This window comes from Nocardioides pini (assembly GCF_026712185.1).
GTDB classification, from domain to species: Bacteria; Actinomycetota; Actinomycetes; order Propionibacteriales; family Nocardioidaceae; genus Nocardioides; species Nocardioides pini.
Genome location: NZ_JAPPUX010000001.1, coordinates 192,953 through 217,254, shown reverse-complemented (window position 1 = coordinate 217,254; position 24,302 = coordinate 192,953). Strand labels below are relative to the sequence as shown.

The window sequence follows — 24,302 nt, the reverse complement described above, 5'->3', positions numbered from 1 at the left end:
TGAGGCCCACCGCGCCAGTGCGGGCTGCATGCGTCCGCCGCGCACCGTCGTGTGGGGCGCTTGCGGCTAGGTCCCGCCGCTCCCGAGCCACTGGTTGGGCGTCATCCGGTCAGCGGGGTTCGCCTGCTTCGTCGCCCGGTAGCGCTCGAGATCCTCCTTGTCGCGACGTAGCCGCGCAGTCGCCTTCCGCGCCTCGGCCAGGGCTTCCTCCTTCGAGCTGGCCCTGGCCCGCCGCCGGAAGAAGTTCATGGCGACATGCTACGGGCGGGGCTGCATGACGGTCGCGTCCGAAAATGGCAGGACGGCTGTCGGTGCGGGGGGCCAGAATGGCCGGCGATGTTCACCGCGCTGATCGCATACCTCACCCCACCCTCTCGGCTCGCCGGTCGCCTCTCGACGCAGTCGCTGCTGTTCGCGCTCGGCGAGGGCACGTTCATGGCAGGGTCGGCGGTGTTCTTCACCGAGGTGGTGGGCCTCACCGGGCCCCAGGTCGGCCTGGGCCTCACCATCGCCGGCATCGCGGCATTCATCGCGGCCTACCCGATGGGCAAGGTGGTCGACCGCTTCGGGCCCAAGCGCTGCTGGGCGATCAGCTCCGCCGGCCAGGCGGCGCTGGTGTGCAGCTGGCCGTTCATCGACAGCTTCGCCGGCTACGTCGCCCTGGCCGTGGCGCTCGAGGTCGTCGGGTCGCTGGGCGGCGCGGCTCACGGCGCCTACACGATCGACGTGCTGCCGGCCGCAGAGCGCGTGGAGTCCCGCGCCTACATGTACTCCGCACTCAACGTCGGCTTCACCCTCGGCGCGCTGGCCGGTGGCATCGCGCTCGCCACCGAGTCGCTGACGGTCATCTCGTCGCTGCCGTGGTTCACCGCGGTCGTCTTCGCCCTCAACGCCATCAACGTCACCCGCCTGCCACCGGCCTCCCACGACCTCAAGACCACGGAGGAGCGCAAGGTCCGGATCGAGGGCCCCGGCCCGATGAAGAACGTCGGTTGGCTGTCCGCGTCGTTCTGCGACGGCGTGCTGTGGACCAACCAGGTCATCCTCAACCTCGTCATCCCGCTGTGGCTCGTGCAGAAGACCGACGCCCCGTGGGTGGTGCTGGCCTTCCTCTTCGGCACCAACACCGTCATGTGCATCCTGCTGCCGCTGGCCGCCGCGCGGGGGATCCGCGACCTCTCGACCGGCCTGCGCGCGATCCGGATCTCGACCTTCTTCTTCATCGTGTCGTGCGTCATCACGCTGTCGACCCACCACACGGTGGGCCTCCTGACGATCGTGCTGTTCTTCCTCGGCCACGTCACCCTCACCGGCGCCGAGCTGTTCCTGTCCGCGGCCAGCTGGACCTTCGAGGCCGAGCTGATGGACCCGCGCCGCCGCGGCGAGTACCAGGGCGCGGCCGAGCTGATGGGCACGCTGGGGCGCGTGTGGGCGCCCGCCCTCTACACGTTCCTCGTGATGGACTGGAGCTCCCTGGGCTGGCTCGTCATCGCCGCGCTCGTCACCGCGGCCGCCGCCGGTCTGCACCCGTCCGTACGCCTCGCCCGCCGCTTCCTCGAGCAGCACGTGCCGGCCGACGTCCTGGCCGACGCCACGTCCTCGGCGAAGGCCGCAGACGCCGCGCCGGTGGGCCCGCCGACGGTGGAGCAGCCCGCGGAGCCTGGCGGCATGAGCCCGCTCGGCTCCTGACACAATCCGGCGGTGACCTCCTCCGCTGACTGGCTCGCCGGCGCCCGACCGCGCACCCTCCCGGCCGCGGTCGCGCCCGTGCTCGCCGGCACCGGCGTGGCGGCGTACGTCGACCACGCGGTGTGGTGGAAGGCCCTGCTCGCCCTCCTCGTCAGCCTCGCGCTGCAGGTCGGCGTCAACTATGCCAACGACTACTCCGACGGCGTTCGCGGCACCGACGCCGACCGGGTCGGCCCGATGCGTCTCGTCGGCTCGGGGGCGGCGTCGCCGCGTGCCGTGCGGGGCGCCGCCTTCGCCGCCTTCGGCGTGGCGGCCGTGGCCGGCCTCGTCCTGGCCGCCACCACCGCGTGGTGGCTCGTCGCGGTGGGCCTGGTCTGCGTGGTGGCCGCGTGGTTCTACACCGGCGGCGAGAAGCCCTACGGCTACCTCGGCCTCGGCGAGGTGATGGTCTTCGTCTTCTTCGGCCTGGTCGCCGTCGTCGGCACGACCTACGTGCAGACCGAGACGTGGGAGTGGCCGGCCCTCTACGCCGGCGTGGGCATCGGGGCGCTCGCGTGTGCGATCCTCGTCGCCAACAACCTGCGTGACATCCCCACCGACACGGTCGCGGGCAAGCGCACCCTCGCCGTGCGGCTGGGTGACGAGCGCACCCGCTACCTGTACGCGTTCCTCGTGCTGGTCGCCGCCGCCGCGGTGGTCGCCGTCGCCGCCTCGACGACGTGGTGGGTGCTCGTCGGCCTGGCCTTCCTCGCCCGGGCGCTGTCCCCCACGCGGGCGGTCCTCGGCGGCGCGACGGGCCCGGCGCTGGTCCCGGTCCTGGCCGCCACGGGCGCCTCGGAGCTGATCTGGTCGGTCCTCGTCGCGGTGCCGCTGCTGGTGCTCGGCTGATATGTAGCCCTCGGGTGTCAAGAGGGCGTGGTGAGGCGCCGCCGACACTGGGTGTGTTGGCGGCGCCTCTCTTGGCGTGGTGGATGTCGTAGGGCCTGTCGCAGCGTGTCGTTCTCGACGCGCGGTCAATGCTGATATTCGCGGGTTGGGTACCGCAGGACGGCGTGCGGCTGGAGTGGTCTGCTTGTCTGAGGTCGAGCGTCACGAGCGTGCTCGTGGCTCACAGCCGAATCGCGGACCGGTTCTCCTCGCGCTGCTCGTCAGGTCCTCGACGGGCCAGCCAAGTCTCGTTGCGGGTCTACACGGCTGGCTCGAGGGTGGCCAGGGACCAGCACCAGCCGGCAAGCTCGCGCGCGATCGCGGTGTTCGCGACCGTGTGTGTCTTGTGCCGTCGGGTGTAGGTCGCCCAGCGCTGGTTGAGCCGGGTGTTGCCAGCATGGGCGCGCACGCGCGCGGCCTCGGGAGCTTGTTCCCAGCGGGCGCGCAGGACCGGGCCGACGGTGTAGCGGGCCTTGTGGTGCCAGGCTGCCTCGATCAGCAGCCGACGGGCGTGGCTGTTGCCGGTCTTCGTGATCGAGCCTTGTCGGCGGGACTGGCCGCTTGAGTGCTCGGACGGCACCAGGCCGAGGTAGGCGCCGATGCCGTGCCCGTTGAACCGGTGCCAGTCGCCCAGCTCGACGGCCAGCGCGAATCCGGTCAGGGTCGAGATTCCCCGCAGGCAGCACAAGCGGCGGGTCACGTCGGTGAACTCGCTGTCCGCCGCGAGCTGGGTGATGAGCGCGTCGAGCCGGTCACGCTCGTACGCTCAGTGAACACCGGGGCCTCCTATGCCTGTGGATAGGTCGAGCAGGCCGCTCCTGCCCGACAACCCACGTACATGCATGCGAGAGGCCCCGGCCTGCAACCCCCTCACCCCGAGGCGGTCACGCCATAGCGTCTGAGTCCCGACACACCTCGCTCGTCCCTCGGCACTCGACCACCGAGGATCAAATGCGTGGCTCGCGTGCCGCGCGCTCACTAGCGTGGCCGGGTGGACTACGACTTCGCGATCCTCGACTTCTCCGACGAGTCCGACGAGGCGGTGGCCCGGCGCCGCGGCTGGGTCGGCGCCGTCCTGCGCGGCTTCCGGGATCCGCGCCCCGAGGACGAGCTCATCGACCGCTGGGTCGGCCACTATCGCGCGGACCGGGTCGTCGTCCGCGGCGCGTGGCTGCCGGAGGGTGAGTTCGGCGCCGGGCCGATGCCGGTCGCGACGTACGCCAGCCTCGACAAGACGCTGAACGCCGGCCGCGAGCTGCTGCCGCTGCGGATGGTCACCGACGTCACGACCAGCGCCGCGCACCGGCGCCGCGGACTGCTGCGCCGGATGATCGAGGACGACCTCGCCGACGCCGTGGCGCAGGGCATCCCGATCGCCGCGTTGACGGCGTCCGAGGCGACGATCTACGGCCGGTGGGGCTTCGGGCCGGCGACGTTCCGGCTGGGTGCGGACGTCGACACCACCGCCGGCTTCGCGTTCCGCTCGTTCACCGACCCCGGTCGTGTCGAGCTCCTCGAGCCGGCTGACGCCTGGCCCCACGTGAAGGGCGTCTTCGACACCTTCCACGCCCGTCAGCGCGGGTCGGTCGACTGGCCGGCGCAGTACGAGGACATGCACACCGGCGCCTACGACTTCAGCGGCAGCGGCGCCCACCGCAAGATCCGCACCGCGGTCCACCTCGACGAGGGCGGCCGCGTCGACGGCTTCGCGATCTTCAAGCACGAGGAGAAGGACTCGGTGAAGGTCGACGAGATGGCCGCGCTCACGCCGCAGGCGCAGCTCGGGCTGTGGTCGTTCCTGGCGTCGCTGGACCGCGTCAGGACGGTGACCTTCAACATCGTCCATCCCGACGACCCGCTCATGTGGGCGCTGACCGACCTCAACCGCGTCAAGACCACCGAGATCGAGGAGTTCCTCTGGCTGCGCGTCCTCGACGTCCCGCGGGCGCTCGAGGCGCGCCCCTGGGCTGCCGACGGCACGGTCGTGCTAGAGGTCGACGACCCGCAGGGGCATGCGGCCGGACGGTACGAGGTGACCGCGACCGACGGCGTCGCGACCGTGTCCCGCACCGAGCACGAGCCCGACGTCCGGGTCACGGCCGAGACCCTCGGCTCGCTCTACCTGGGCAATGTGCCGGTCGCGCAGCTGCACCGGGCCGAGCGCGTCGACGGCGCGGACGACGCCGTACGACGCTTCGCCGCGATGGCCGACCTCCGCGAGCCGGCGTACAACCTCACGGGGTTCTGAGGTCGAGGTCGGTGCCGAGGAGCGACCCCAGCCGGGCCGCCTCCGCCGCCAGCTCGTCCGACGCCGGCACGTCGACCTCCAGCGTGTCACCCCGGACCCGCCACGTGCCCGCGACGACAGCGTCGACCAGCACCGGGTTCGCCCCGCGCGTCATCGCGGTGCGGTGGCCGGCCGGCACGACCCAGGTGTCGTGGGTGCCCGGACCCATCACCCAGTCGTCCTTGCCCGGCAGCAGCACGACCGTCGGCTCGGACCGGGTGGCCACGAGGTCGTCGAGACGCGAGGCGAGGTGCCACCGCTCCTCGCCGTCGACGTCGACCTCGACCAGGTCGTCGGCGACCTCGGCCCACCACCGCAGCAGCCGCTTCCGGCCGGCGCTCAGCCCGCCGCCGAGCCAGTGCTCGACGTGCTCGAGCGTCGTGGGGCCGTAGGCGTCGACGTAGTCGAGCACGGCGCGTGGACCTGCCACGCCGAGGTCCGGCACGCCGCCCCAGCCGCGCGCCGCAGCGGGGCTCTGCAGCACCAGCGGCCCGGACAGGTCCGGTCCGAGCGCGATGTCCCCCTGCCACGCGAAGGGCTTGAGGAACGTGTGGTTGGGCTCGGCGAACTCCTTCGCCAGGTGGGTGAAGCGCTCGTGCCGGGCGAGGACGTCGGCGACGGCCTGCGGCGGCACCGGGCCCGACGCGACGACCTCACGGACGATCGCCCGCAGGTCGGGCCACTCGTCGGGGGCGAGCCGGTAGTGGTCGACCCAGCTCCTCAGCGCCCACTGGCGTCCCGCCGACCGGAGCGCGAGGTAGACGCCGGCGGTCTCGGGCGCCATGAGCTGCACCGAGCCGCGGAACGAGAACGTCCGCAGCAGCCGGCCGTCGGCGAGGGCGCGCTGCACCTCCCCGGGCGTGCCCGGTGCCGCCAGCCGTCGACGTACGGACAGGTCGGGGTCGGAGCCGAAGACGGACACGGCCGCGAGGGTCCGGACGACCTCCGTCGGATCGGCGGCGCCCGCGAGCAGGTGCTGGCGGCGCATCCGCCAGGCGAGTGCCTGCACCCGCGTCACCCGTGGCGGCACCGGCTCGGCCCTGCGTCAGTCCTGGTCCTCGCGCGCCTTGCGCTGCTCGAAGGCAGCCGACGCCCGGGACGCGCGCGACTCGACGCGCTGCGCGAAGGCCTCGCGCTGCCGGTTGAGGATGAAGTAGGAGGCGATGCCGGAGACCAGGAACGCCAGGATCACGGCCCAGAAGAGGTTGTAGCGACCGTCGAAGGCCAGGGCCATCACACCCACGACGACACCGAACGACGCCAGGAACAGCGCGAGCCGCATGGCGGTGTAGACAACGAACTCCTTCACGCCCCCAGCCTAGGTCGTGCCGACTACATTGGAGGAATGCTGAAGGTCCTGCTCGTCGTCGCCCTGATCGCGGTCGTCGTGTGGTTCCTCGTCAGGCTGACGCTGCGCCGCCTCGACGGGGGCGGACCGTCACGCCCGCGGGTGATCGGCCCCGACGACGACCCCGACTTCCTGCGCGGCCTCGACCGGCCCAGGAAGTCCGACGACGACTGACATCTCCGGCGCGACGCTCTCGGCGTAGGAGTGCTGGCTGCTCGAGCTGAAGAAGTTGATGCCGATGAAGTTGAACCACAGCGTCGCGGCACCGACCAGCGCCAGGATCGCCGCGTTGCGTCCACGCCAGCCCGCGGTCGCGCGGGCGTGCAGGTAGGCGGCGTAGACCACCCACGTGATGAAGGCCCACACCTCCTTGGGGTCCCAGTTCCAGTAGGCACCCCAGGCCTGGTGGGCCCAGATGGGTCCGGTGATGAGGACGGCGAAGGTCCACACGGGGAAGCCGAACGCGTGCATCCGGTAGGACAGCCGGTCGAGCACCTTGAGGTCGGGCACCCGCGCAAGGTAGCCGGTGGGGGCGTCGGAGCGCGACTTGACCAGGTAGAGCGCGGAGAGCAGCGCTCCGATCGTGAAGGCGCCGGTGCTGATGACCGCCGCGACCACGTGGATCACCAGCCACGGCGAGTTCAGCGCGTCCGGCAGGGGCAGCACCGTGTCGTCGAGGCCGAGGAAGGCGGCCATCAGGGCGGCGACCACGAAGGTGGTGACGAGCGGGCCCAGCCACTCGATGTCGATGCGGGTGGTGGCGAGCACGAAGATCAGCGCCACCACGAAGGTGCCGGAGATCGTGAACTCGTACATGTTGCCCCACGGCACCCGGTTGGGGTCGGCCGCGAGCCCGCGCGCGACGAGCGCCACGAAGTGGATGACGACGGCGAAGATGGTCAGGACGAGGCCGAGGCGGCCGGCCACCACGCCGCGACGGGTGGGCGCGGGTGGCTCACCCGCGGCGGGGGCGCCGCTCACGCCTCCGGCGGTCGCGCCGACGGTGGCGAGCTCGGACTCCTTGGTGGCCGTGCGGAGGACCGCCAGCTCGAAGAAGTAGGCGAGCATGGCGAGGAAGTAGAGCACCGCGGCGGTGATGACGGCCTCGTAGCTGAACACCTCCCACTGGTTGTCGGTCACGACTGCTCCTCCTCGTTGCTGTTCGTCCTCGAGCCGGTCTGCCCCTGCTCTCCCTGCAAGGCTGCCACGACGTCCGCGAGCTCGTCGGCGCCGTCCTCCGGGTCCCCGCCCGACGATCGGTCGAGGCGGGCGACCTCGACCACCGTCGTGCCGTCGTCCCGGCGGCGCGCGCGCACCCACATCCGGCGTGGGCGCACGAAGAGCGAGCCCAGCAGGCCGATGAGGGCGACGACCACGCCGCTCAGCGCGACCAGCGAGCCCGGGCTGCGGCTGACCTGGATCTTGTTCCACCGCTGCAGGCCGTCGAAGGTCACCGTGCCGAGGCCGTCGGGCAGCGTCGCGGTCTCACCGGGCCGCAGGTCCATGCGGAACGGCCGGCCGTCCTTCCTCGTCACCTGCGTGGCATCGGCCTTGTCGAGGACGTAGACGGACTGGGCGCTGCCGTCGTCCACGCCGATGTTGCCGGTCCAGACGCTGAGGGACACCAGCGGGTCCAGCGCCTCGCCGAAGACCGAGGCCGGCATCGTGAGGTTGCCGTCGGCGTCCTGGCCCATCGCGAACGTCGGGTAGAACGTGCCCTCGAGGCCGATCTGGCCCGGCCGGGCGAACGGCGCCTTGACCACGCCGAAGGACTCGAAGGTCTGGGCGTTGGTCGGCAGGAAGACCACCGGCCCCCGCTTGGCGATGTTGCCCTCGCCGTCACGGATGGTGATCACGGGCGCGTAGCCGTGGCCGATGAGGAAGACGTCGGTGCCGCCGATCGACAGCGGGTGGTTGACCCTGAGGTCGTAGGTCTTGTCCTCGCCGCCCGGCTCGGTCCGGTAGTCGAGCTCGGCGACGAACTCGCGTGCCATCCCCGCCCGCTCGCCCTCCGTGATCCAGTCGACGTCGAAGTCGGTGATGCTGAAGGAGAACGGCTCCATCACGTCGGGGTCGAAGAGCGCGCCGGGCGCGAAGTCGTCGTACTGCGTCAGGTTGTTCGAGAAGCCGTAGTCCTCGCCGTTGAGCAGGATGACGCCGCCCTTGTAGCCGAGCAGGCTACCGGCGGCGACACCCACGAGCACGACGATCACGGCGAGGTGGAACACCAGGTTGCCGGCCTCGCGGAGGTAGCCGCGCTCGGCGTCGACCGAGTCGTCCGCGCGGGCGACCCGGAAGCGCCTGCCCTTCAGCTCCTCGGCGGCGCGCGCGAGCACGACCTCGGGGGCGTCGTCGGTGGTGTACGACGCGCTCTCGGGCAGGCGGGTCAGGTGGCGGGGCGCCCTCGGCGGCCGCGCACGGAGGGCGCGGGCGTAGACGAACAGGCGCGGGATGATGCAGCCGACGAGGGAGACCATCAGCAGGATGTAGATCGCGGAGAACCACACCGACCCGTAGACCGAGAACAGGTCCAGCCGGTCCCAGATCGGGGCGAGCCTGGGGTGGTCGTCGCGCCACTGGCTGACGGCCAGGGAGTCGATGTTCTCCTGCGGGATGACCGAGCCCGGGATCGCGGCGAGCGCCAGGAGCAGCAGCAGCACCAGCGCGGTGCGCATCGACGTCAGCTGGCGCCACGTCCACCGGCCCAGCTCGCGGGCCGTCAGGTCGGTGGGCAGGGCGGTGGCCTGGCGGTCGTCGGACGGCCGCTGGCGCAGGTCGGGCTGGAGGTCGGTCACACCGGCACCGTGAATCCCTGGACGACCTGCAGCTGGAGCCACTGCACGATGCGGTCCCACCAGCCGGTCACGAGCAGCACGCCGACCAGGATCATCATCACGCCGCCGAGGCGTACGACGAGCAGCTGGTGGCGGCGGATCACGCCGAACGCGCCCAGCATCCGCCGGTAGGCGAACGCCGCGGCGATGAACGGCAGCCCGAGGCCCAGCGCGAAGACGGCGGACAGCAGCGCTCCGCGGCCGGCGGTGGCCTCGTTGACCGACAGCACGTTGATCGCCGCCAGGGTCGGCCCGACGCACGGCGTCCAGCCGACACCGAAGAGGAAGCCGAGCAGCGGCGCCGCCGCCAGCCCGACCGCGGGCACCTTGTGGATGCGCCAGTCGCGCTGGAGGAAGCCGAACGCCCCGAGGAACGCGACCCCGAGCAGGATCGTGATGACGCCGAGGACGACGTTGAGCTGCCGGGTGTGGGTGAACAGCCAAGCGCCGGCCGCGCCGGTGAGGCTCCCGAGCAGCACGAAGACGACCGAGAAGCCGAGCACGAAGAGGGTCGCGCCGAGCACCATCCGGCTGCGCCGCGCCTGGTCGAGGTCGCCCCCGGAGATGCCGGTCGCGTAGGACAGGTAGCCCGGCAGCAGCGGGATGACGCAGGGGCTGAAGAACGAGATCAGGCCGGCGGCGAGGGCGACCGGCAGGGCCAGCACCATCGACCCGGACAGGGCCGTCTCCTGGAACCAGTCACTCATCGCGCACCGTCTCCACGAGCGAGACCAGGGTCTGGGTGGTCGGGATCCGGCCGTTGACCGACGCCGCGACGCGACCCTCGGCGTCGAGGACCACCGTGCTGGGGATGGACCGCGGGGTCAGCGTGCCGGCGAACGGCAGCAGTGCCGAGCCATCGGCGGAGTAGATCGAGCCGTAGGGCACACCGAGGTCGCGGACGTAGGCCGCCGCATCGTCCCGTGAGGCGTCGCGGATGTTGAGGCCGAGGAACTCCACGTCGTCGCCCAGCGCGGCCGCCGCCTCGTTGAGGTCGGGCTGCTCCTTGATGCACGGCGGGCACCACGACGCCCACACGTTCACGACCACCGGGCCGCCGCGCAGGTCGGCCAGGTCGACCTCGCCGCCGTCGAGGTCGGTGCCGGTCAGGTCGACGGGCTCGCCGCGATCGGCCGGCGCCACCTCGGTGGGCACGCCGGTGCCGGAGATGTAGCCCTTTTCACCGGTCCCGGACAGGCCCGAGCAACCCGCCAGCGCGAGCAGGCAGGCGAGGCCGAGGAGCGGGCCGAGGAGCAGGCGGACGAGCTTCAGGGCCGGTCCTCCCGCGGGGCCCCACCGGCGGAGAACGGGGCGGAGCGGTCGCCCACCGGGATGAGGTCGCCGGCCGGCTCCGAGTAGCGGACCTGCGTCACCCGGTCGTCGTCGAAGACGACGCTCGTCAGCGAGCACAGCGTGCACTGGCGGGTCTTCGGGTGGTGGAGGTAGCTGCGCCTCTCCAGGAACAGCCGCGTCGTCCAGATGGGCAGCTGGTGCGACACGACGACGGCCTCGTGGCCCTCGGCGGCATCGCGGGCGTCGTGGACCGCGGCCATCATGCGGCCGGCGATCTCGTCGTAGGGCTCGCCCCACGACGGCTTGAACGGGTTGTACATGTGGCGCAGCAGGTCGGGGCGCTTGAGGAACGTCCTCGCTCCGGCGCCGAAGTCGACGCCCTGGAACTTGTTGCCCGACTCGATCACCCGCGGGTCGACCTGCGGCGTCATCCCGAGCCGAGCCGACAGCGGGGCGAGCGTCTCCTGTGCCCGCTCGAGGGGCGAGGTCCGGAGGTGGACGATGTCGCGGTCGCCGATGGTGTCCGCGATCCGCTGCGCCATCTGGTGCCCGAGGTCGGACAGGTGGAACCCGTCCATCCGGCCGTAGAGGACGCCCTCGGGGTTGTGGACCTCCCCGTGCCGGAGCAGGTGGACGATGGTCTGGACTCCCATGTCAGTAGCCTCCCGCCGTTGCGGCCGCGGAGGCGGCGGCCGGCAGCGCGTCGATGATGGTGGACACGGCCCGGTCGTCGTGCGCGGCGGACACGAACCACGCCTCGTACGCCGACGGGGGCAGGTAGACGCCCTGGTCGAGCATCGAGTGGAAGAACGCGGCGTAGGCGCCGGTGTCCTGCTGGCTCGCCTCCGCGAAGTCGCGGACCGCGCCGTCGCGGAAGAACACCGAGAACATGGTGCCGGCGGTCTGGACGACGTGCGGCACGCCGGCCGACCGAAGGTGCTCGGCGGCGGCCGCGCGGATGGTCTGCGCGGTGGCGTCGAGCTGCGTGTAGACGTCGGGGGTCGCGAGCCGCAGCGTGGCCAGGCCCGCGGTCGTCGCGACCGGGTTCCCCGAGAGCGTCCCGGCCTGGTAGACCGGCCCCTCGGGCGCGAGGTGGGCCATCAGGTCGGCACGTCCGCCGAAGGCCGCCGCCGGGAAGCCGCCGCCCATCACCTTGCCGAAGGTCATCAGGTCGGGCGTCCAGCCCTCGATGGCGCCGTCGAGGCCCCACCCGCCCTGCTCGGTCGCCCGGAAGCCGGTCATCACCTCGTCGCTGATGAACAGCGCGCCGTGGGCGCGGCAGGTCTCGGCGAGGAAGGCGTTGAAGCCCGGCGCCGGCGGCACGACACCCATGTTGCCCGGCGACGCCTCGGTGATCAGGCACGCGATGCGCGGCCCGTGGGCCTCGAACGCGGCCCGGACTGCGTCCCGGTCGTTGTAGGGCAGGACGAGGGTCTCGGCCGCCGCCGTGGCGGGCACGCCGCTGGTGCCGGGCACCGCCAGCGTCGCGACGCCCGACCCGGCCTCGGCGAGGAGCGGGTCGACGTGGCCGTGGTAGCAGCCGGCGAACTTCACGACGACGTCGCGGCCGGTCGCGCCGCGCGCCAGCCGGATCGCCGACATGGTGGCCTCGGTGCCGGAGGAGACGAAGCGGACCCGCTCGACCGGCGTGCGCGCCACGATCTCCTCGGCGAGCTCGACCTCCGGCTCGGTGGGGGTGCCGTACGACGTGCCGCGGGCCACCGCGCCGGCGACGGCCGCCTGCACGTCGGGGTGCGCGTGGCCGAGCAGCATCGGGCCCCACGAGCAGATCAGGTCGACGTAGTCGTTGCCGTCGGCGTCGGTGAGCCAGGCACCCGAGGCCGAGGTGATGAAGCGCGGCGTCCCGCCGACGGCGGTGAAGGCGCGGACGGGCGAGTTCACGCCGCCGGGCGTCACGGCCCGGGCGCGCTCGAACCAGGCCTCGCTGGCCGCGGTCGTCGAGGGGATGGTCGCGGAGGTCACCGGGTCATTGTCACGCAGGGGCGCAAGGGATCCCCATTCGGTGCGCGTGGGCGTCCCTCGGATGTGGGTTGGCGCACAGGCGACTCGCGCGTAACTTGGTGTGACGAATCGTCGTTGACGAGGTGTGGACGTGCCCGGAGGGGGTACGAGGACTCCACGACGACCACGGGACGACCAAGGGGAGTGCGCGCGACATGTCGAGTTCCACCCGACTGCACCGAGCGATCGCCATCGTGCCGCTGGCCGTGCTCTCCGCCGCGTGGACGGCCAACCTCGCAGGCGTCGGCGTCGACCCGGCGAGCGCCGACCCCGACGGCTCGCACACCCTCCCCGACGGCACCGTCCTGCCGAGCGCCGCGATCGAGGCGCCCGCCAGCGTGGGCGACCCGGTCTCCCGCGCCGCCTCGCTCACCCCCGGCACCGCCAGCGACATCCCCCAGGCCGCGCTGTCGGCCTACCAGCGCGCCGAGGCCGTGATCAACGAGGCCGACAAGGGCTGCAACCTGCCGTGGGAGCTCATCGCCGCCATCGGCCGCGTCGAGTCCGACCACGGCCGCTTCGGCGGCAACGCCCTCGACGGGCGCGGCGTCGCCCGCCCCGGGATCTTCGGTGTCGCGCTCAACGGCAAGCACGACACCCAGCGCATCCTCGACACCGACGCCGGGCAGTACGACGACGACACCCGCTACGACCGGGCCGTCGGTCCGATGCAGTTCATCCCCTCGACCTGGGCGGTCGTCGGCGTCGACGGGGACAGCGACGGCACCCGCGACCCGCAGGACATCGACGACGCGGCCCTCGCGACGGCCGTCTACCTGTGCTCCGGCGACGACGACCTCTCGTCCGAGCAGGGCCAGCGGGCCTCGGTCTACCGCTACAACCACTCCAACGACTACGTCGACCTGGTGCTCGGGATCATGCAGGCCTACCTGGACGGCGACTTCAGCGCGGTCCCGACCTCGACCCTGACCTCCGGCGTGATCACCCCCGACGCCACCGCGTCGACGGGCGGAGACGGCGGCGGCCGGGGCGGCAACGGCGGCGACAAGGACGGCGACAAGGGCGGGAAGGGCGACGACGGCGACACGGGCGACGACCCCTCCCCCACCAAGGGCCCCACCCCCACGCAGGCCCCGACCCAGAGCCCGACGCAGACGCAGTCGCAGTCGCCCAGCCCCACGTCGAACCCGACGCAGTCGCCGACCAAGGACCCCACCAAGGATCCGACGGTCGTGCCCACGGTCGACCCCACGACCTCGCTGCCGACGACGACGCCGACGTTGCCGCCGCTCCCGACCAACACCATCACCGCCACGCTGACGTGGGCCGAGGCCCAGGCGCAGTGCCTCGCCAGCGGGATCTCCGCCCTCGACGTGCCGGCGCTCAACGCCTGCATCGACGGGCTGATGAACCCCTAGCCGGACGCCGTCAGGCGCGGAGCAGGCGGGCGGCCTCGGAGGCCCAGTAGGTGAGGATGACGTCGGCGCCGGCACGGCGGATCGACGTCAGGGTCTCCATGATGGCGGCCTCACGGTCGATCCACCCGTTGGCCGCGGCGGCCTCGAGCATGGCGTACTCGCCGGAGACGTTGTAGGCGGCGACCGGGACGTCGACGGCGTCGCGCACGCGGCGTACGACGTCGAGGTAGGGCAGGGCCGGCTTCACCATCACCAGGTCGGCGCCCTCGGCGACGTCGAGGAGCACCTCCCGCACGCCCTCGAGGGCGTTGGCGGGGTTCTGCTGGTAGGTGCGGCGGTCGCCGACGAGCGAGGAGTCGACGGCCTCGCGGAAGGGCCCGAAGAAGGCGGAGGCGTACTTCGCCGAGTAGGCGAGCACGGACACGTGGGTGTGCCCGGCGGCGTCGAGCGCCTCGCGGACCACGGCGACCTGGCCGTCCATCATCCCGCTGGGGCCGACCATGTCGACGCCGGCAGCGGCCTGCGCGAGGGCCATCTCGGCGTACGCCGCCAGCGTCTGGTCGTTGTCGACCTCGCCGTCGGGCGTGAGCAGCCCGCAGTGGCCGTGGTCGGTGAACTCGTCGAGGCACAGGTCCGACATGACCGTGAGCTGGTCGCCCACCTCGGCGACCACGTCGGTGATCGCGAGGTTGAGCACGCCGGCCGGGTCGAGCGCGCCCGAGCCCCTCGCGTCCTTGTGCTCGGGGATGCCGAAGAGCATCACGCCGCCGAGGCCGAGCTCGGCCGCCTCGGCGACCGCCCGCTTGAGCGAGTCGCGGGAGTGCTGGACGACGCCCGGCATCGACGAGATCGGGTGCGGCTCGGCGAGGCCCTCGCGGATGAAGACCGGCAGGACCAGCGAGCTGGGCACGACGTGGGTCTCGGCGACCATGCGGCGCAGCGCAGGGGTGCGCCGCAGCCGCCGGGGTCGGATGGTCGGGCCCTGGACGTGCATCTCCTCGGTCACTTCTCCATCCTTCCCCAGCGGGTGCGGCGGCGGGTGCGGGCTACTTGGCGCGGGCCTTGCGGCGACCCGACGCGGTGCGCTCGCTCGGGCGCGTGACCGGCTCGCCGGCCTCGAGCATCGCGAGGCGTCGCGCCGCACCGAAGTCGGCGAGCGCGTCGACGAGGACCTCGACGTCGGGCGTCGGGGCCAGCACGTCGACCCGCAGGCCGTGCTCCTCGGCGGTCTTGGCCGTCTGGGGGCCGATCACCGCGATGATCGTCGAGGGGTGCGGCTTGCCGGCGATGCCGACGAGGTTGCGGACCGTCGAGGACGAGGTGAACACGACCGTGTCGAACTTGCCCGTCTTGATCGCGTCGCGGACCGGCGCCGGCGGCGGGGTGGCGCGCACGGTGCGGTAGGCGGTGACGTCGTCGCACTCCCAGCCGAGGTCCACCAGGCCGGCGACGAGGTTCTCGGTCGCGATGTCGGCGCGGGGCAGGAAGACCCGGTTGATCGGGTCGAGCACCTCGTCGTAGGGCGGCCACTCCTCGAGCAGGCCGGCGGCGGACTGCTCGCCGGACGGGACGAGGTCGGCGCGCAGGCCCCAGCCGGCGATCGCCTGGGCGGTCTTGTCACCCACCGCGGCGATCTTCAGCCCGGAGAACGCGCGGGCGTCGAGGCCGTACTCCTCGAACTTCTCGCGCACGGCCTTGACCGCGTTGACCGAGGTGAAGGCGATCCACTCGTAGCGGCCCTCGACGAGGCCGCGGACGGCCTTGTCCATCTGGAGCGGGTTGCGCGGCGGCTCGACCGAGATGGTCGGCACCTCCTCGGGCACGGCGCCGTACTCGCGCAGACGGCGCGACAGCGAGCCGGCCTGCTCCTTGGTGCGGGGCACCAGCGCACGCCAGCCGAACAGCGGCTTGGTCTCGAACCACGACAGCGTCTGGCGCAGGTCGACGACGTCGCCGATGACGGTGATCGCCGGCGGGGCGATGCGCGCGGCGCGGGCGTCGGCGGCGATGTCGGCCAGCGTGGAGACGAGCGTGTGCTGCTCGGTCGTGGTGCCCACGCGGGTCATCGCGACCGGCGTCTCGGGCGAGCGACCGGCCTCGACGAGCGCGGCGGCGGTCTCGGCGATGCTGCCGACCCCCGAGAGCAGGACCAGCGTGCGGTCGTCGCCGTAGACGCTCCAGTCGATCTTGTCGCCGCACGTGACGACGGCCATCTCCTTGTGGCGCTTGGTGGTCAGCGGGATGCCGGCGTAGGCCGGGACAGCGCTCACCGAGGAGACGCCGGGGACGACCTCGAAGCCGACGCCGGCCTTGACGCAGGCCTGCGCCTCCTCGGGACCCGAGGCGTAGAGGAACGGGTCGCCGGTCATCAGGCGGACGACGCGCTGCTTCTTGCCGTGGCGTACGACGACCTTGGCGCGCGCGGCGTGGGTGAGGGGCTGGCCGTCCTCGCCGAAGCCGCCGTCGACGATCTCCGGGCCGCCGACGAGGCCGTCGGGGCCCTCGACGAGGCCGAGGACCTGCCGGACCAGCTCGACGTGCTCGGGGGCCTCGGTCACGATCACCTCGGCACCCTGGAGGAGCTCCACGGCTCGCACCGTCAGCAGGCCCGGGTCACCGGGTCCGCTGCCGACGAACGACACCCAGCCCTGGGCCGGGGTGGGCGCGCTGGTGGCGTGGGGGGTCTGTACTCGCGTCATGCGTGCTGATTCCTCACTGGTGGTGCTTCCATCAGGTCTGCTGCTCCCTCGTCGAGCATGTCGCTCGCGAGGCGTGTTCCGATCCGGGCCGCCTCGGTGACGGGGCCGGTGGCGCTCATCCGCACCGAGAGGCCGCCGTCCTCCGACAGGACCACCGCGCGCAGCCACAGCTCCTCGCCGTCGTCGCCCTCGACGACGTCGGCCAGGGCACCCAGCGGCGCCGAGCAGCCGGCCTCGAGGGTGGACAGCACCGCGCGCTCGGCCGTGACCGCGGCGCGGGTGGCGGGGTCGTCGAGCAGGGCCAGCGCCGCCACCAGCTCGGTGTCGTCGGAGCGGCACTCGATGGCGAGCGCACCCTGGCCGGGCGCGGGGAGCATCTGGAGCGGGTCGAGGACCTCGGTGGCCTCGTCGAGCCGGCCCAGGCGCGCGAGCCCGGCGCGGGCGAGGACGATCGCGTCGACCTCGCCGTCGCGGACCTTGCGGATGCGGGTGTCGACGTTGCCGCGAATCCCCTGCAGCTCCAGGCCCAGGCCGAGCGCCGCGAGCTGGCTGACACGGCGCGGCGACCCGGTGCCGAGGCGGCTGCCCACGGGCAGCTCACCGAGCGTCAGGCCGTCGCGGGCCACCACGACGTCGCGTGGGTCCTCGCGGACCGGGACCGCGGCCAGCGCGATGCCGTCGGCGGGCGTCGTCGGGAGGTCCTTCAGCGAGTGCACCGCGAAGTCGACGTGGCCGTCGAGCAGCGCGTCGCGCAGGGCGCTGACGAAGACCCCGGTGCCACCCATCTGGGCGAGCGGAGCGGCGCTGCGGTCGCCCTCGGTCGAGACCTCGACGAGCTCGACCTCACGGCCGAGGCGCTCGCGGACGAGGTCGGCGACGAGCGCGGACTGGGTGGTGGCGAGGGCGGACGCACGCGTGCCGAGCCGCAGCGCGGTCGTGGGAGCGGTCATGTCTGGCCCCCCTCGGCGCGGGAGATCGCGTCGACCGCGTCGGTGTCGAGCCGGAAGAGCTCGGCCAGGGCCGCGGTGTAGGACGCGGCCGGCTCGGCGTCGGCCAGCTCCTTGACCCGGACGGTCGGCTCGTGGAGGAGCTTGTCGGCGACCCGGCGGACGGTGTGGAGCACCTCCGCGCGGGTGGCGTCGTCGAGGTCGGGCACGCGCGCGGACAGGCGCTCCATCTCCGCGTCGACGACCGAGGTGGCCATGGAGCGCAGGGCGACGACGGTGGGCGTCACGCTCGCCTGGCGGCGTACGGCCAGGAAGGCGCTGATCTCCTGGCCGACGATGGTGCGTACGTCGTCGACGCCCGCGGTGGCCTCGAGGCCGCGCAGCTCGTCGGCGAGACCCGCGAGGTTGATCAGCTCCACGCCCGGCAGGTCGGCCAGCGACGGATCGACGTCGTGCGGCAGCGCGAGGTCGATCACGCACAGCGGCCGGTCGCTCCTGCCGCGCGCGGTGACCACGTCGGCGAGGCGGACCAGCGGCTCGGGTGCGCCGGTGCAGGAGATGACGATGTCGGCGGTGGCGAGCTCCTCCGTCAGCCGCTCCATCGGCACCGAGGTGGCGGCGTACTCCTCGGCGAGCCGCTCGGCACGGGCTGCGGTGCGGTTGAGCACCGAGATGCTGGCCGCGCCGCTGCGCGACAGGTGGGCCACCGCGAGGGACGCCATCGCACCGGCGCCGATCACGAGCGCCCTGGCGCCGGCGACCGGCACCGAGCTGCGCCCGAGCGCGGCGGTGACCAGCGACGGGGCGGCGCGGTCGATGTCGGTCTCGGCGTGCGCGCGCTTGCCGACGCGCAGCGCCTGCTGGAAGAGGGTGTTGAGCGCCGGGCCGACGGTGCCGTGCTCCTGGCCGACGCGCAGCGCCTCGCGGGTCTGGCCGAGGATCTGGCCCTCGCCCACGACCATCGAGTCGAGGCCGGCGGCCACCTGGAAGAGGTGCGAGACGGCGCCCTCGTCGTAATGGACGTAGAGGTGCGGGAGCAGCGCCTCGGTGGACTTCTCGGCACGCGCGACGAGGAGGCCGGAGAGGTCCTCGACGCTGCCGTGGAAGCGGTCGACCTCGGCGTAGACCTCGAGGCGGTTGCAGGTCACGATCGCCGTCGCCTCGGAGACGTGGTCACCGCCCATCACGTCGTGGATGAGCTTGGTGGCGCCGTCCGCGTCGAGCGCGAGCTTCTCGAGCAGCTCGACCGGGGCTGACTTGTGGGAGATGCCGACGACGAGGACGCTCACGACACGACCTCCGATCCGGGAGCGACCGACTTGCGCTGCTCGTGGTAGGCGAGGATCTGCAGCTCGATGGACAGATCCACCTTCCGTACGTCGACGCCCGGCGGCACCGTCAGGACGGTCGGGGCGAAGTTGAGGATGCTGGTGATGCCGGCGGCGACCATGCGGTCGGCGACGGACTGGGCGGCGACCGCCGGCGTGGCGATCACGCCGATGGAGACCGCGTCCTCGGTGACGATCGACTCGAGGTCCTCGAACGAGCGGACGTCGAGCCCGGCGACCACCTCGTCGTGGCGCGCGGGGTCGGCGTCGAGGAGCGCGACCACCCGGAAGCCGCGGCTGCGGAAGCCGGAGTAGTTCGCGAGCGCGTGACCGAGGTTTCCGATGCCGACGATGACGACGGGCCAGTCCTGCGTCACGCCGATCTCGCGCGCGATCTGGTAGCGGAGGTACTCCACGTCGTAGCCCACGCCGCGGGTGCCGTAGCTGCCGAGGTAGGACAGGTCCTTGCGGAGCTTGGCGCTGTTGACCCCCGCAGACGCGGCGAGCTCCTCGCTGGAGCAGGTGGTGGTGCCGCTCTCGGCGAGGCCGGTCAGGGCACGCAGGTACACGGGAAGCCTGGCGACGGTCGCCTCGGGGATGTCCCGGGCAGAGTCGGGGGTCCGTGCGGTCACAGCTGCTTCTTTCCAGTCCCGCGAACCTCGCGTGACCCGGCCACTGTAGGAGTTTGTGAACGGTTGAACAAAACGACGGAACGGGCGGCTAGCACATGTGAGAAGACCCACCCGAAGCGGGGGTCCCTCGACTTGCGCGGAGGGTGACGAGCGACTAACGCAACGCGACTCGGGTGCCACTCCGGACACCGGCTCGGCATGGCGTCCGAGGGTCGTCCAGGGCGAGGTCGACGTCGGCGGCAACCGATGCAATCGAGCACATGATCGAGACGCTCGCGTGACCCGGCGGCGCTGGTCCGGGCCGGCCGGGTGCCGGCGCGGCGGGCCCGCCTGGTGGCTGACAGGACGACCCGATCAACCCAGCCGAGCCACCCGACCCGCCCGGCATCCCCGCGAGCACGCGGAGGCGCGACTGTGCCCAGGGCTCAGCCGGTGACCGCGGCGTACCACTCGCAGAAGTCCGTGCCCTCCCGACCGTCATGGCCGTACAGGTCGGAGTACTCCTCGGAGATGACCTCGTCGTCGTCCGGGTCGGAGGGTGTGCCGCCGTCCTCCACCACGATGATGCCCGTCTGGCGCCCTGCCGTCCGGAAGGCGACGGACCCGTCGGGCGCGTAGTCGGTCTGGGTGAGGGTGGCTTGCCAATGGATGGTGAGCGTCCCGTCGCCGTTGTCGACGACGCGCTGGTCTCGCGGACGGATCCTCTGGGAGACGTGCACTGTCAGCCCGGTCTCCAGGTTGGTGTTGTACGCGTCCCGCTCCAGTCGCTCGGCGAAGTAGGCGATCCCGTCCTCGCCGCGGGAGCGCACCGTGAGGGTTCCCTGCTCCGTGAGACGCACGTGGGTGTCGATGCCACAGAGGGGGAAGTCGAACTCGGCGACCTCGTCGATCGGGATCCGCTCCGGGGGAGTCGACCGCGCGGGCGTCGTCAGCCCGAGGACCAGGAAGGGCACGGCGCCGAGCGCCGCGAGTGTGTGTCTGTTCATGGTCGAAGCCTCGAGACGGTCACGATCGCGGCAGGGCGCTGTGGCGCGTCCCTTGGTCCTCGGAACTCAACCAGACCGCGCTCGGTGGGACATCGGGCAAAGTGGGTACGTCTGCGCGCCCAGCGCCACACCCGCTCAGGACAGCAGCTCGCGCAGCATCCGGTCCGAGGCGAGGAGGGCCTCCCGGTCGTACGTCGACCCGCTCACCAGCAGCTCGTCGGCTCCCGTGGCGTCGACCAGCGCCTCGAGTCGCCGGCGCACGGTCGGGGCGCTCCCGGCCACGGCGCGGTCCAGCGAGGCCTCCACCCGTCGCTGCACCTGGGCGGGCCAGGAGATCGCACGGATGGCGTCGGTGGGCTCGAGCGGCGGGAACTCGCCGGTCTGGCGCGAGCGCGCCATCGCCCACGCCTCGGGCAGGGCGAGCTCGCGGGCGGTCGCGTCGTCGTCCGCCACGAGCACGTCCAGCGACACCGTCACCCGTGGCTCGCTGCCGCGGTGCGGGCGGAACCCACGGCGGTACGCCGCCAGCGCGCCGGCCAGCTCGGCCGACCCCAGCAGGGGGCCGCCCACGACCACGGGCAGCCCCAGCCGTGCGGCGACCTCCAGCCCGCGGCCGGTGGCCAGCACGTGCATCGGCACCGACGTGCCGGTCGCGGGCCGCGCCGTCACCTCGGCGGTGCCCTCGAGGTAGCCGCGCAGCTCGACGAGGTCGCCCTCGAAGGTGTCGCCGTCCTCGTGGTCGCGGCGCAGCGCGCGGCGTACCGGAGGCGTGAAGCCGAGCGAGCGGCCCAGCCCGAGGTCGACCCGGCCGGGGTGCAGGGCCGCGAGCACGAGGAACTGCTCGGCCACCACCAGCGGCTGGTGCAGCGGCAGCATCACGCCGCCCGACCCGAGCCGGATCCTGTCGGTGCGGGCACCGATCGCCGCCAGCAGGACCGCGGGCGTCCCGGACGCGATGCCGGGCACCGCGTGGTGCTCGGCGACCCAGAACCGGTCGTAGCCGACCTGCTCGGCGTGCACCGCCCGGGCGACGGTCGCGTCGAGCGCCTCGGCGTCGGGGGTGCCGACACGGGTGCGGGAGCGGTCGAGCAGGGAGAGCCTCACGCCGTCCTCAACACGTCACGGAGCCATCGGCATCCCGGTCGGGACGACGTCAGCCCAGTGCTGCCCGGAGGCGGGTCGGGTCGACCCGCCAGAAGTCGTGCTGCCTGCCGTCGACGAAGGTCACCGGGACGTCCTCGCCGAAGCGGTCCTCGAGCTCGTCGTCGGCGGTGATGTCGACCTCCTCGAACGACTCCCCCAGGTCGGCGCAGACGGCCTGGACGACCACGCGGGCGTCGTCGCACAGGTGGCAGCCCGGGCGGGTGTAGAGGGTGATGCGCGGGGTGCTCACTCGAGCAGCCCCTGCACCCGGCGGCGCTCGATGCCCCGCAGCCGACCCTTCTGGACCTTGCCCGTGACGGTGAGGGGCAGCGCCTCCACGACCTCGATGCGCGAGGGCTGCTTGAAGCGCGCGAGCCGCTCCTCGGCGTGGGCCCGGAGGGCGTCCGCCAGGTCGGCGGGGCGGCCCGCATGGGGACCGTCCGCCGACGCGACGACGTACGCCACGACCGCCTCGCCGGTCACCTCGTCGGGCACCCCGATCACGGCCGCGTCGGCGACCCCGTCGACCTCGCGGAGCACGTCCTCCACCTCGGTCGGGTAGACGTTGAAGCCGCTCACGATCACCAGGTCCTTGACCCGGTCGACCAGGAACAGGTCGCCGCTCGCGTCGAGGAAGCCCACGTCGCCCGTGGCGTACCAGCCCTCGTCGTCCGGGCCGTCGGCCCCGTCGGGCCAGTAGCCGCTGAACAGGTTGTCGCCGCGCACCTGGATCTGACCCGGGTCCTCGCCCTCGACCTGGCCCCACGTCTCGTCGACCAGCCGCAGCTCGATGCCGGGCAGCGCCGATCCCACCGAGCCCGGTCGCGGCTCGCGGCTGCACAGCGTGCTCGTCACCACCGGCGACGCCTCGGTGAGCCCGTAGCCCTGGTGCACGGGGATGCCGGTGATCGACGTGAACTCCTCGATCACCGCGGCTTCGAGCGGCGCCGACCCCGACAGCACGAGCCGGACGGGCCCGAGCCGCTCGCGCAGGTGCTCGTCGGGCAGCCAGTGGGCGAAGACGGGCGGCGCGATCGGTACGACGCTGCACGCCTCGTCGTCGATGAGGTCGAGCACGGCCTGGGGCTCGAAGCGCTCGACCAGGAGCAGCCGCGCGCGGTGGCGCAGGACCCCGCCGAGCACGGCGTTCAGGCCGTAGACGTGGAACAGCGGCAGCACCCCGAGCACCACGTCGTCGCCGTGCATCATCGGCGGCTCGACCGCCGCGACCTGCTCGATGTTGGCCAGCAGCGCGCGGTGGCTGAGCATCGCCGCGCGGGGCAGGCCCGACGTCCCGCTGGTGTAGAGGAGGGCGGCGAGCTTCTCCGGGTCCGGCAGCGGCGGCACGGGGCGTACGACGTCCGCGCGGAGGTCGTCGAGGGCCAGCTCCCCCTCGCCGGGCGCGGCCCCGGTGACGACCACCACCGGCCGGGCGACGTCGGGCGCCAGCTCGGCCAGCGCGGCCCGTACGACGTCGACGGCGGTCTCGTCGGCGACCACCATCCGGCTGCCGGAGTCGGCGACCATCCGGGCGAGCTCGCCGGGGGCGGACCGGGGGTTGACCGGCACGGCGACGACCTGGGCCCGGAGGACGCCGAGGTAGGTCGTGACGAACTCGATGCGGTTGCCGACGGCGATCATCACGCGCTGCCCGGCACGGATGCCGTGGCTACCGAGGCCGGTCGCCAGGCGGGCGACCTCGTCCTCCAGCCCGGCCCAGGTGAGCGAGCGTCCGCCGCTCTCGACGAGGGCCTGCCGGTCGGGCACGTCGTCGGCAGCCTCGGCCACCAACGCGGAGATGTCGTGGCGCGGCATGCGTCGATCCTTCCACAGCTACGCTGGCCGGGTGACTCCGTCGGAGCGACCCAGGCGCCTCAACCTGCAACAGCGGTCGGCACTCGCAGGCGAGGCCGCGGCGGCGTCGGCGGACGTCGAGAACGCCCTCGCCTGGCCGAGCGACCCGACCGCGGCCGCCTTCTTCGACGTGGACAACACCGTCATGCAGGGCGCCAGCATCTTCCACTTCGCGCGGGGGCTCTACCGCCGCCGGTTCTTCACCACGCGCGAGATCGCCTCCGCCGCGTGGAAGCAGGCCTACTTCCGGATCGCCGGCGTCGAGGACCCCGAGCACGTGGCCGACGCGCGCAACTCCGCCCTGTCGTTCATCGCCGGTCACACCACCACCGAGCTCGAGGAGCTCGGCGAGGAGATCTTCGACGAGGCGATGGCCCACCGCGTGTGGCCCGGCACCCGGGCCCTGGCCCAGATCCACCTCGACGAGGGGCAGCGGGTGTGGCTGGTGACCGCCGCGCCGATCGAGATCGCCACCATCATCGCGCGGAGGCTCGGCCTGACCGGCGCCATGGGCACCGTCGCCGAGCACGTCGACGGGGTCTACACCGGCCGGCTCGTCGGCGACCTCCTCCACGGCCCCGCCAAGGCGGAGGCGATCAAGGCGCTGGCCGCCCGCGAGGGCCTCGACCTCGCCCGCTGCTCGGCGTACTCCGACTCCAGCAACGACCTGCCGATGCTCTCCCTCGTCGGCGACCCCTGCGCCATCAACCCCGACGCCCGCCTGCGGGCCCACGCCCGCGCCCACGGCTGGCGCATCCACGACTACCGCACGGGCCGCAAGGCGGCACGCGTGGGCCTCCTCGGCGCGGCCGTCGCCGGCGCGGTGACGGGGGCCGTCGCCGCCGGCGTCAGCCTGCGCGGGCGAGACCGCTCCGCCTGAGCTGTAACTCGTAGTTACTCACGGGTTCACAAGACCCCCGGCGGCCCTTATGGT

General features: G+C 72.7%; 25 protein-coding genes. 6 read left to right on the top strand and 19 right to left on the bottom strand.

Annotation, left to right across the window (positions count from 1 at the left end; genetic code table 11):
• Window positions 1-66: 66 nt before the first annotated feature.
• Window positions 67-249: a hypothetical protein gene (locus NYO98_RS01070; RefSeq protein ID WP_268109667.1), complete on the bottom strand. Its 183-nt coding sequence runs from the start codon at window positions 247-249 to the stop codon at window positions 67-69.
• An 87-nt stretch (window positions 250-336) separates the two neighbouring features.
• Between NYO98_RS01070 and NYO98_RS01065 the strand changes: the two genes are divergently transcribed.
• Together NYO98_RS01065 and NYO98_RS01060 are read left to right on the top strand one after the other, a co-directional pair.
• Window positions 337-1,689, top strand: coding sequence for an MFS transporter (locus tag NYO98_RS01065; protein ID WP_268109666.1), 1,353 nt, complete (start codon window positions 337-339; stop codon window positions 1,687-1,689).
• 12 nt (window positions 1,690-1,701) lie between these two features.
• Window positions 1,702-2,577: a 1,4-dihydroxy-2-naphthoate polyprenyltransferase gene (locus NYO98_RS01060; protein ID WP_268109665.1), complete on the top strand. Its 876-nt coding sequence runs from the start codon at window positions 1,702-1,704 to the stop codon at window positions 2,575-2,577.
• Between the two features lie 298 nt (window positions 2,578-2,875).
• On the opposite strand, the gene NYO98_RS01055 is transcribed toward NYO98_RS01060, so the two are convergent.
• Window positions 2,876-3,316: a transposase gene (locus tag NYO98_RS01055; RefSeq protein ID WP_268109664.1), complete on the bottom strand. Its 441-nt coding sequence runs from the start codon at window positions 3,314-3,316 to the stop codon at window positions 2,876-2,878.
• A 291-nt stretch (window positions 3,317-3,607) separates the two neighbouring features.
• Here NYO98_RS01055 and NYO98_RS01050 point away from each other — a divergent pair, with 291 nt between their 5' ends.
• Entirely contained in the window at window positions 3,608-4,864 is a 1,257-nt protein-coding gene (locus NYO98_RS01050) for a GNAT family N-acetyltransferase (protein WP_268109663.1), read from the top strand.
• Here NYO98_RS01050 and NYO98_RS01045 read toward each other — a convergent pair.
• Window positions 4,851-5,912: a DNA glycosylase AlkZ-like family protein gene (locus NYO98_RS01045; RefSeq protein ID WP_268109662.1), complete on the bottom strand. Its 1,062-nt coding sequence runs from the start codon at window positions 5,910-5,912 to the stop codon at window positions 4,851-4,853. The genes NYO98_RS01050 and NYO98_RS01045 overlap by 14 nt on opposite strands.
• Before the next feature lie 36 nt (window positions 5,913-5,948).
• Window positions 5,949-6,212 (bottom strand): DUF4229 domain-containing protein, encoded by a 264-nt coding sequence (locus tag NYO98_RS01040; protein ID WP_268109661.1) that lies wholly within the window; start codon window positions 6,210-6,212, stop codon window positions 5,949-5,951.
• Between the two features lie 36 nt (window positions 6,213-6,248).
• Here NYO98_RS01040 and NYO98_RS01035 point away from each other — a divergent pair, with 36 nt between their 5' ends.
• A complete protein-coding gene (locus tag NYO98_RS01035; RefSeq protein ID WP_268109660.1) occupies window positions 6,249-6,425 on the top strand; it encodes a hypothetical protein in 177 nt (58 codons plus the stop codon).
• On the opposite strand, the gene ccsB is transcribed toward NYO98_RS01035, so the two are convergent.
• From ccsB to hemL, 6 genes are all read right to left on the bottom strand, one after another.
• Window positions 6,342-7,391, bottom strand: a complete 1,050-nt coding sequence (gene ccsB, locus NYO98_RS01030; RefSeq protein ID WP_268109659.1) for a c-type cytochrome biogenesis protein CcsB — start codon at window positions 7,389-7,391, stop codon at window positions 6,342-6,344. The two genes, NYO98_RS01035 and ccsB, sit on opposite strands and share 84 nt — an antisense overlap.
• Complete coding sequence (gene resB, locus NYO98_RS01025) at window positions 7,388-9,046, bottom strand: cytochrome c biogenesis protein ResB (RefSeq protein WP_268109658.1); 1,659 nt, start codon at window positions 9,044-9,046, stop codon at window positions 7,388-7,390. The genes ccsB and resB overlap by 4 nt, the downstream gene beginning before the upstream one ends.
• The gene (locus NYO98_RS01020; protein WP_268109657.1) at window positions 9,043-9,792 is read right to left on the bottom strand and encodes a cytochrome c biogenesis CcdA family protein; all 750 of its coding nucleotides are present in this window, start codon (window positions 9,790-9,792) and stop codon (window positions 9,043-9,045) included. The genes resB and NYO98_RS01020 overlap by 4 nt, the downstream gene beginning before the upstream one ends.
• Window positions 9,785-10,240, bottom strand: a complete 456-nt coding sequence (locus NYO98_RS01015; protein ID WP_268109656.1) for a TlpA family protein disulfide reductase — start codon at window positions 10,238-10,240, stop codon at window positions 9,785-9,787. Before NYO98_RS01015 ends, NYO98_RS01020 begins: the two co-directional genes overlap by 8 nt.
• A gap of 113 nt (window positions 10,241-10,353) precedes the next feature.
• Window positions 10,354-11,031: a histidine phosphatase family protein gene (locus NYO98_RS01010; protein WP_268109655.1), complete on the bottom strand. Its 678-nt coding sequence runs from the start codon at window positions 11,029-11,031 to the stop codon at window positions 10,354-10,356.
• A gap of 1 nt (window position 11,032) precedes the next feature.
• A complete protein-coding gene (gene hemL / locus NYO98_RS01005) occupies window positions 11,033-12,361 on the bottom strand; it encodes a glutamate-1-semialdehyde 2,1-aminomutase (RefSeq protein WP_268109654.1) in 1,329 nt (442 codons plus the stop codon).
• A gap of 194 nt (window positions 12,362-12,555) precedes the next feature.
• Here hemL and NYO98_RS21850 point away from each other — a divergent pair, with 194 nt between their 5' ends.
• The gene (locus NYO98_RS21850) at window positions 12,556-13,779 is read left to right on the top strand and encodes a lytic transglycosylase domain-containing protein (protein ID WP_326494408.1); all 1,224 of its coding nucleotides are present in this window, start codon (window positions 12,556-12,558) and stop codon (window positions 13,777-13,779) included.
• A 10-nt stretch (window positions 13,780-13,789) separates the two neighbouring features.
• Here the strand turns inward: NYO98_RS21850 and hemB are convergent, their stop codons facing one another.
• The 9 genes from hemB to NYO98_RS00955 all read right to left on the bottom strand — a co-directional run bounded on the left by hemB (window position 13,790) and on the right by NYO98_RS00955 (window position 23,329).
• A complete protein-coding gene (gene hemB / locus NYO98_RS00995) occupies window positions 13,790-14,773 on the bottom strand; it encodes a porphobilinogen synthase (protein ID WP_268110674.1) in 984 nt (327 codons plus the stop codon).
• A gap of 52 nt (window positions 14,774-14,825) precedes the next feature.
• Window positions 14,826-16,478, bottom strand: a complete 1,653-nt coding sequence (locus NYO98_RS00990) for a bifunctional uroporphyrinogen-III C-methyltransferase/uroporphyrinogen-III synthase (RefSeq protein ID WP_268109653.1) — start codon at window positions 16,476-16,478, stop codon at window positions 14,826-14,828.
• A complete protein-coding gene (gene hemC, locus NYO98_RS00985; RefSeq protein WP_268109652.1) occupies window positions 16,475-17,428 on the bottom strand; it encodes a hydroxymethylbilane synthase in 954 nt (317 codons plus the stop codon). The genes NYO98_RS00990 and hemC overlap by 4 nt, the downstream gene beginning before the upstream one ends.
• Entirely contained in the window at window positions 17,425-18,714 is a 1,290-nt protein-coding gene (locus NYO98_RS00980; protein WP_268109650.1) for a glutamyl-tRNA reductase, read from the bottom strand. Before NYO98_RS00980 ends, hemC begins: the two co-directional genes overlap by 4 nt.
• A complete protein-coding gene (locus NYO98_RS00975; RefSeq protein ID WP_268109649.1) occupies window positions 18,711-19,385 on the bottom strand; it encodes a redox-sensing transcriptional repressor Rex in 675 nt (224 codons plus the stop codon). The genes NYO98_RS00980 and NYO98_RS00975 overlap by 4 nt, the downstream gene beginning before the upstream one ends.
• 425 nt (window positions 19,386-19,810) lie before the next feature.
• Window positions 19,811-20,371: a hypothetical protein gene (locus NYO98_RS00970; RefSeq protein WP_268109648.1), complete on the bottom strand. Its 561-nt coding sequence runs from the start codon at window positions 20,369-20,371 to the stop codon at window positions 19,811-19,813.
• Window positions 20,372-20,506: 135 nt separating this feature from the next.
• The gene (locus NYO98_RS00965; RefSeq protein WP_268109647.1) at window positions 20,507-21,475 is read right to left on the bottom strand and encodes an MsnO8 family LLM class oxidoreductase; all 969 of its coding nucleotides are present in this window, start codon (window positions 21,473-21,475) and stop codon (window positions 20,507-20,509) included.
• Window positions 21,476-21,524: 49 nt separating this feature from the next.
• Window positions 21,525-21,764, bottom strand: coding sequence for a glutaredoxin family protein (locus NYO98_RS00960; RefSeq protein ID WP_268109646.1), 240 nt, complete (start codon window positions 21,762-21,764; stop codon window positions 21,525-21,527).
• Window positions 21,761-23,329 (bottom strand): class I adenylate-forming enzyme family protein, encoded by a 1,569-nt coding sequence (locus NYO98_RS00955; protein WP_268109645.1) that lies wholly within the window; start codon window positions 23,327-23,329, stop codon window positions 21,761-21,763. The genes NYO98_RS00960 and NYO98_RS00955 overlap by 4 nt, the downstream gene beginning before the upstream one ends.
• A gap of 31 nt (window positions 23,330-23,360) precedes the next feature.
• Between NYO98_RS00955 and NYO98_RS00950 the strand changes: the two genes are divergently transcribed.
• Window positions 23,361-24,248 (top strand): HAD family hydrolase, encoded by an 888-nt coding sequence (locus NYO98_RS00950; protein WP_268109644.1) that lies wholly within the window; start codon window positions 23,361-23,363, stop codon window positions 24,246-24,248.
• Window positions 24,249-24,302 lie beyond the last annotated feature (54 nt).

What these genes read in the sequence shown, in the direction of transcription:
- NYO98_RS01070 (WP_268109667.1), bottom strand. Translation starts at nt 249, where the DNA reads ATGAACTTCTTCCGGCGGCGGGCCAGGGCCAGCTCGAAGGAGGAAGCC.
- NYO98_RS01065 (WP_268109666.1), top strand. Translation starts at nt 337, where the DNA reads ATGTTCACCGCGCTGATCGCATACCTCACCCCACCCTCTCGGCTCGCC.
- NYO98_RS01035 (WP_268109660.1), top strand. Translation starts at nt 6,249, where the DNA reads ATGCTGAAGGTCCTGCTCGTCGTCGCCCTGATCGCGGTCGTCGTGTGG.
- NYO98_RS01020 (WP_268109657.1), bottom strand. Translation starts at nt 9,792, where the DNA reads ATGAGTGACTGGTTCCAGGAGACGGCCCTGTCCGGGTCGATGGTGCTG.
- NYO98_RS01010 (WP_268109655.1), bottom strand. Translation starts at nt 11,031, where the DNA reads ATGGGAGTCCAGACCATCGTCCACCTGCTCCGGCACGGGGAGGTCCAC.
- NYO98_RS21850 (WP_326494408.1), top strand. Translation starts at nt 12,556, where the DNA reads ATGTCGAGTTCCACCCGACTGCACCGAGCGATCGCCATCGTGCCGCTG.
- hemB (WP_268110674.1), bottom strand. Translation starts at nt 14,773, where the DNA reads ATGCACGTCCAGGGCCCGACCATCCGACCCCGGCGGCTGCGGCGCACC.
- NYO98_RS00990 (WP_268109653.1), bottom strand. Translation starts at nt 16,478, where the DNA reads ATGACGCGAGTACAGACCCCCCACGCCACCAGCGCGCCCACCCCGGCC.
- hemC (WP_268109652.1), bottom strand. Translation starts at nt 17,428, where the DNA reads ATGACCGCTCCCACGACCGCGCTGCGGCTCGGCACGCGTGCGTCCGCC.
- NYO98_RS00970 (WP_268109648.1), bottom strand. Translation starts at nt 20,371, where the DNA reads ATGAACAGACACACACTCGCGGCGCTCGGCGCCGTGCCCTTCCTGGTC.
- NYO98_RS00955 (WP_268109645.1), bottom strand. Translation starts at nt 23,329, where the DNA reads ATGCCGCGCCACGACATCTCCGCGTTGGTGGCCGAGGCTGCCGACGAC.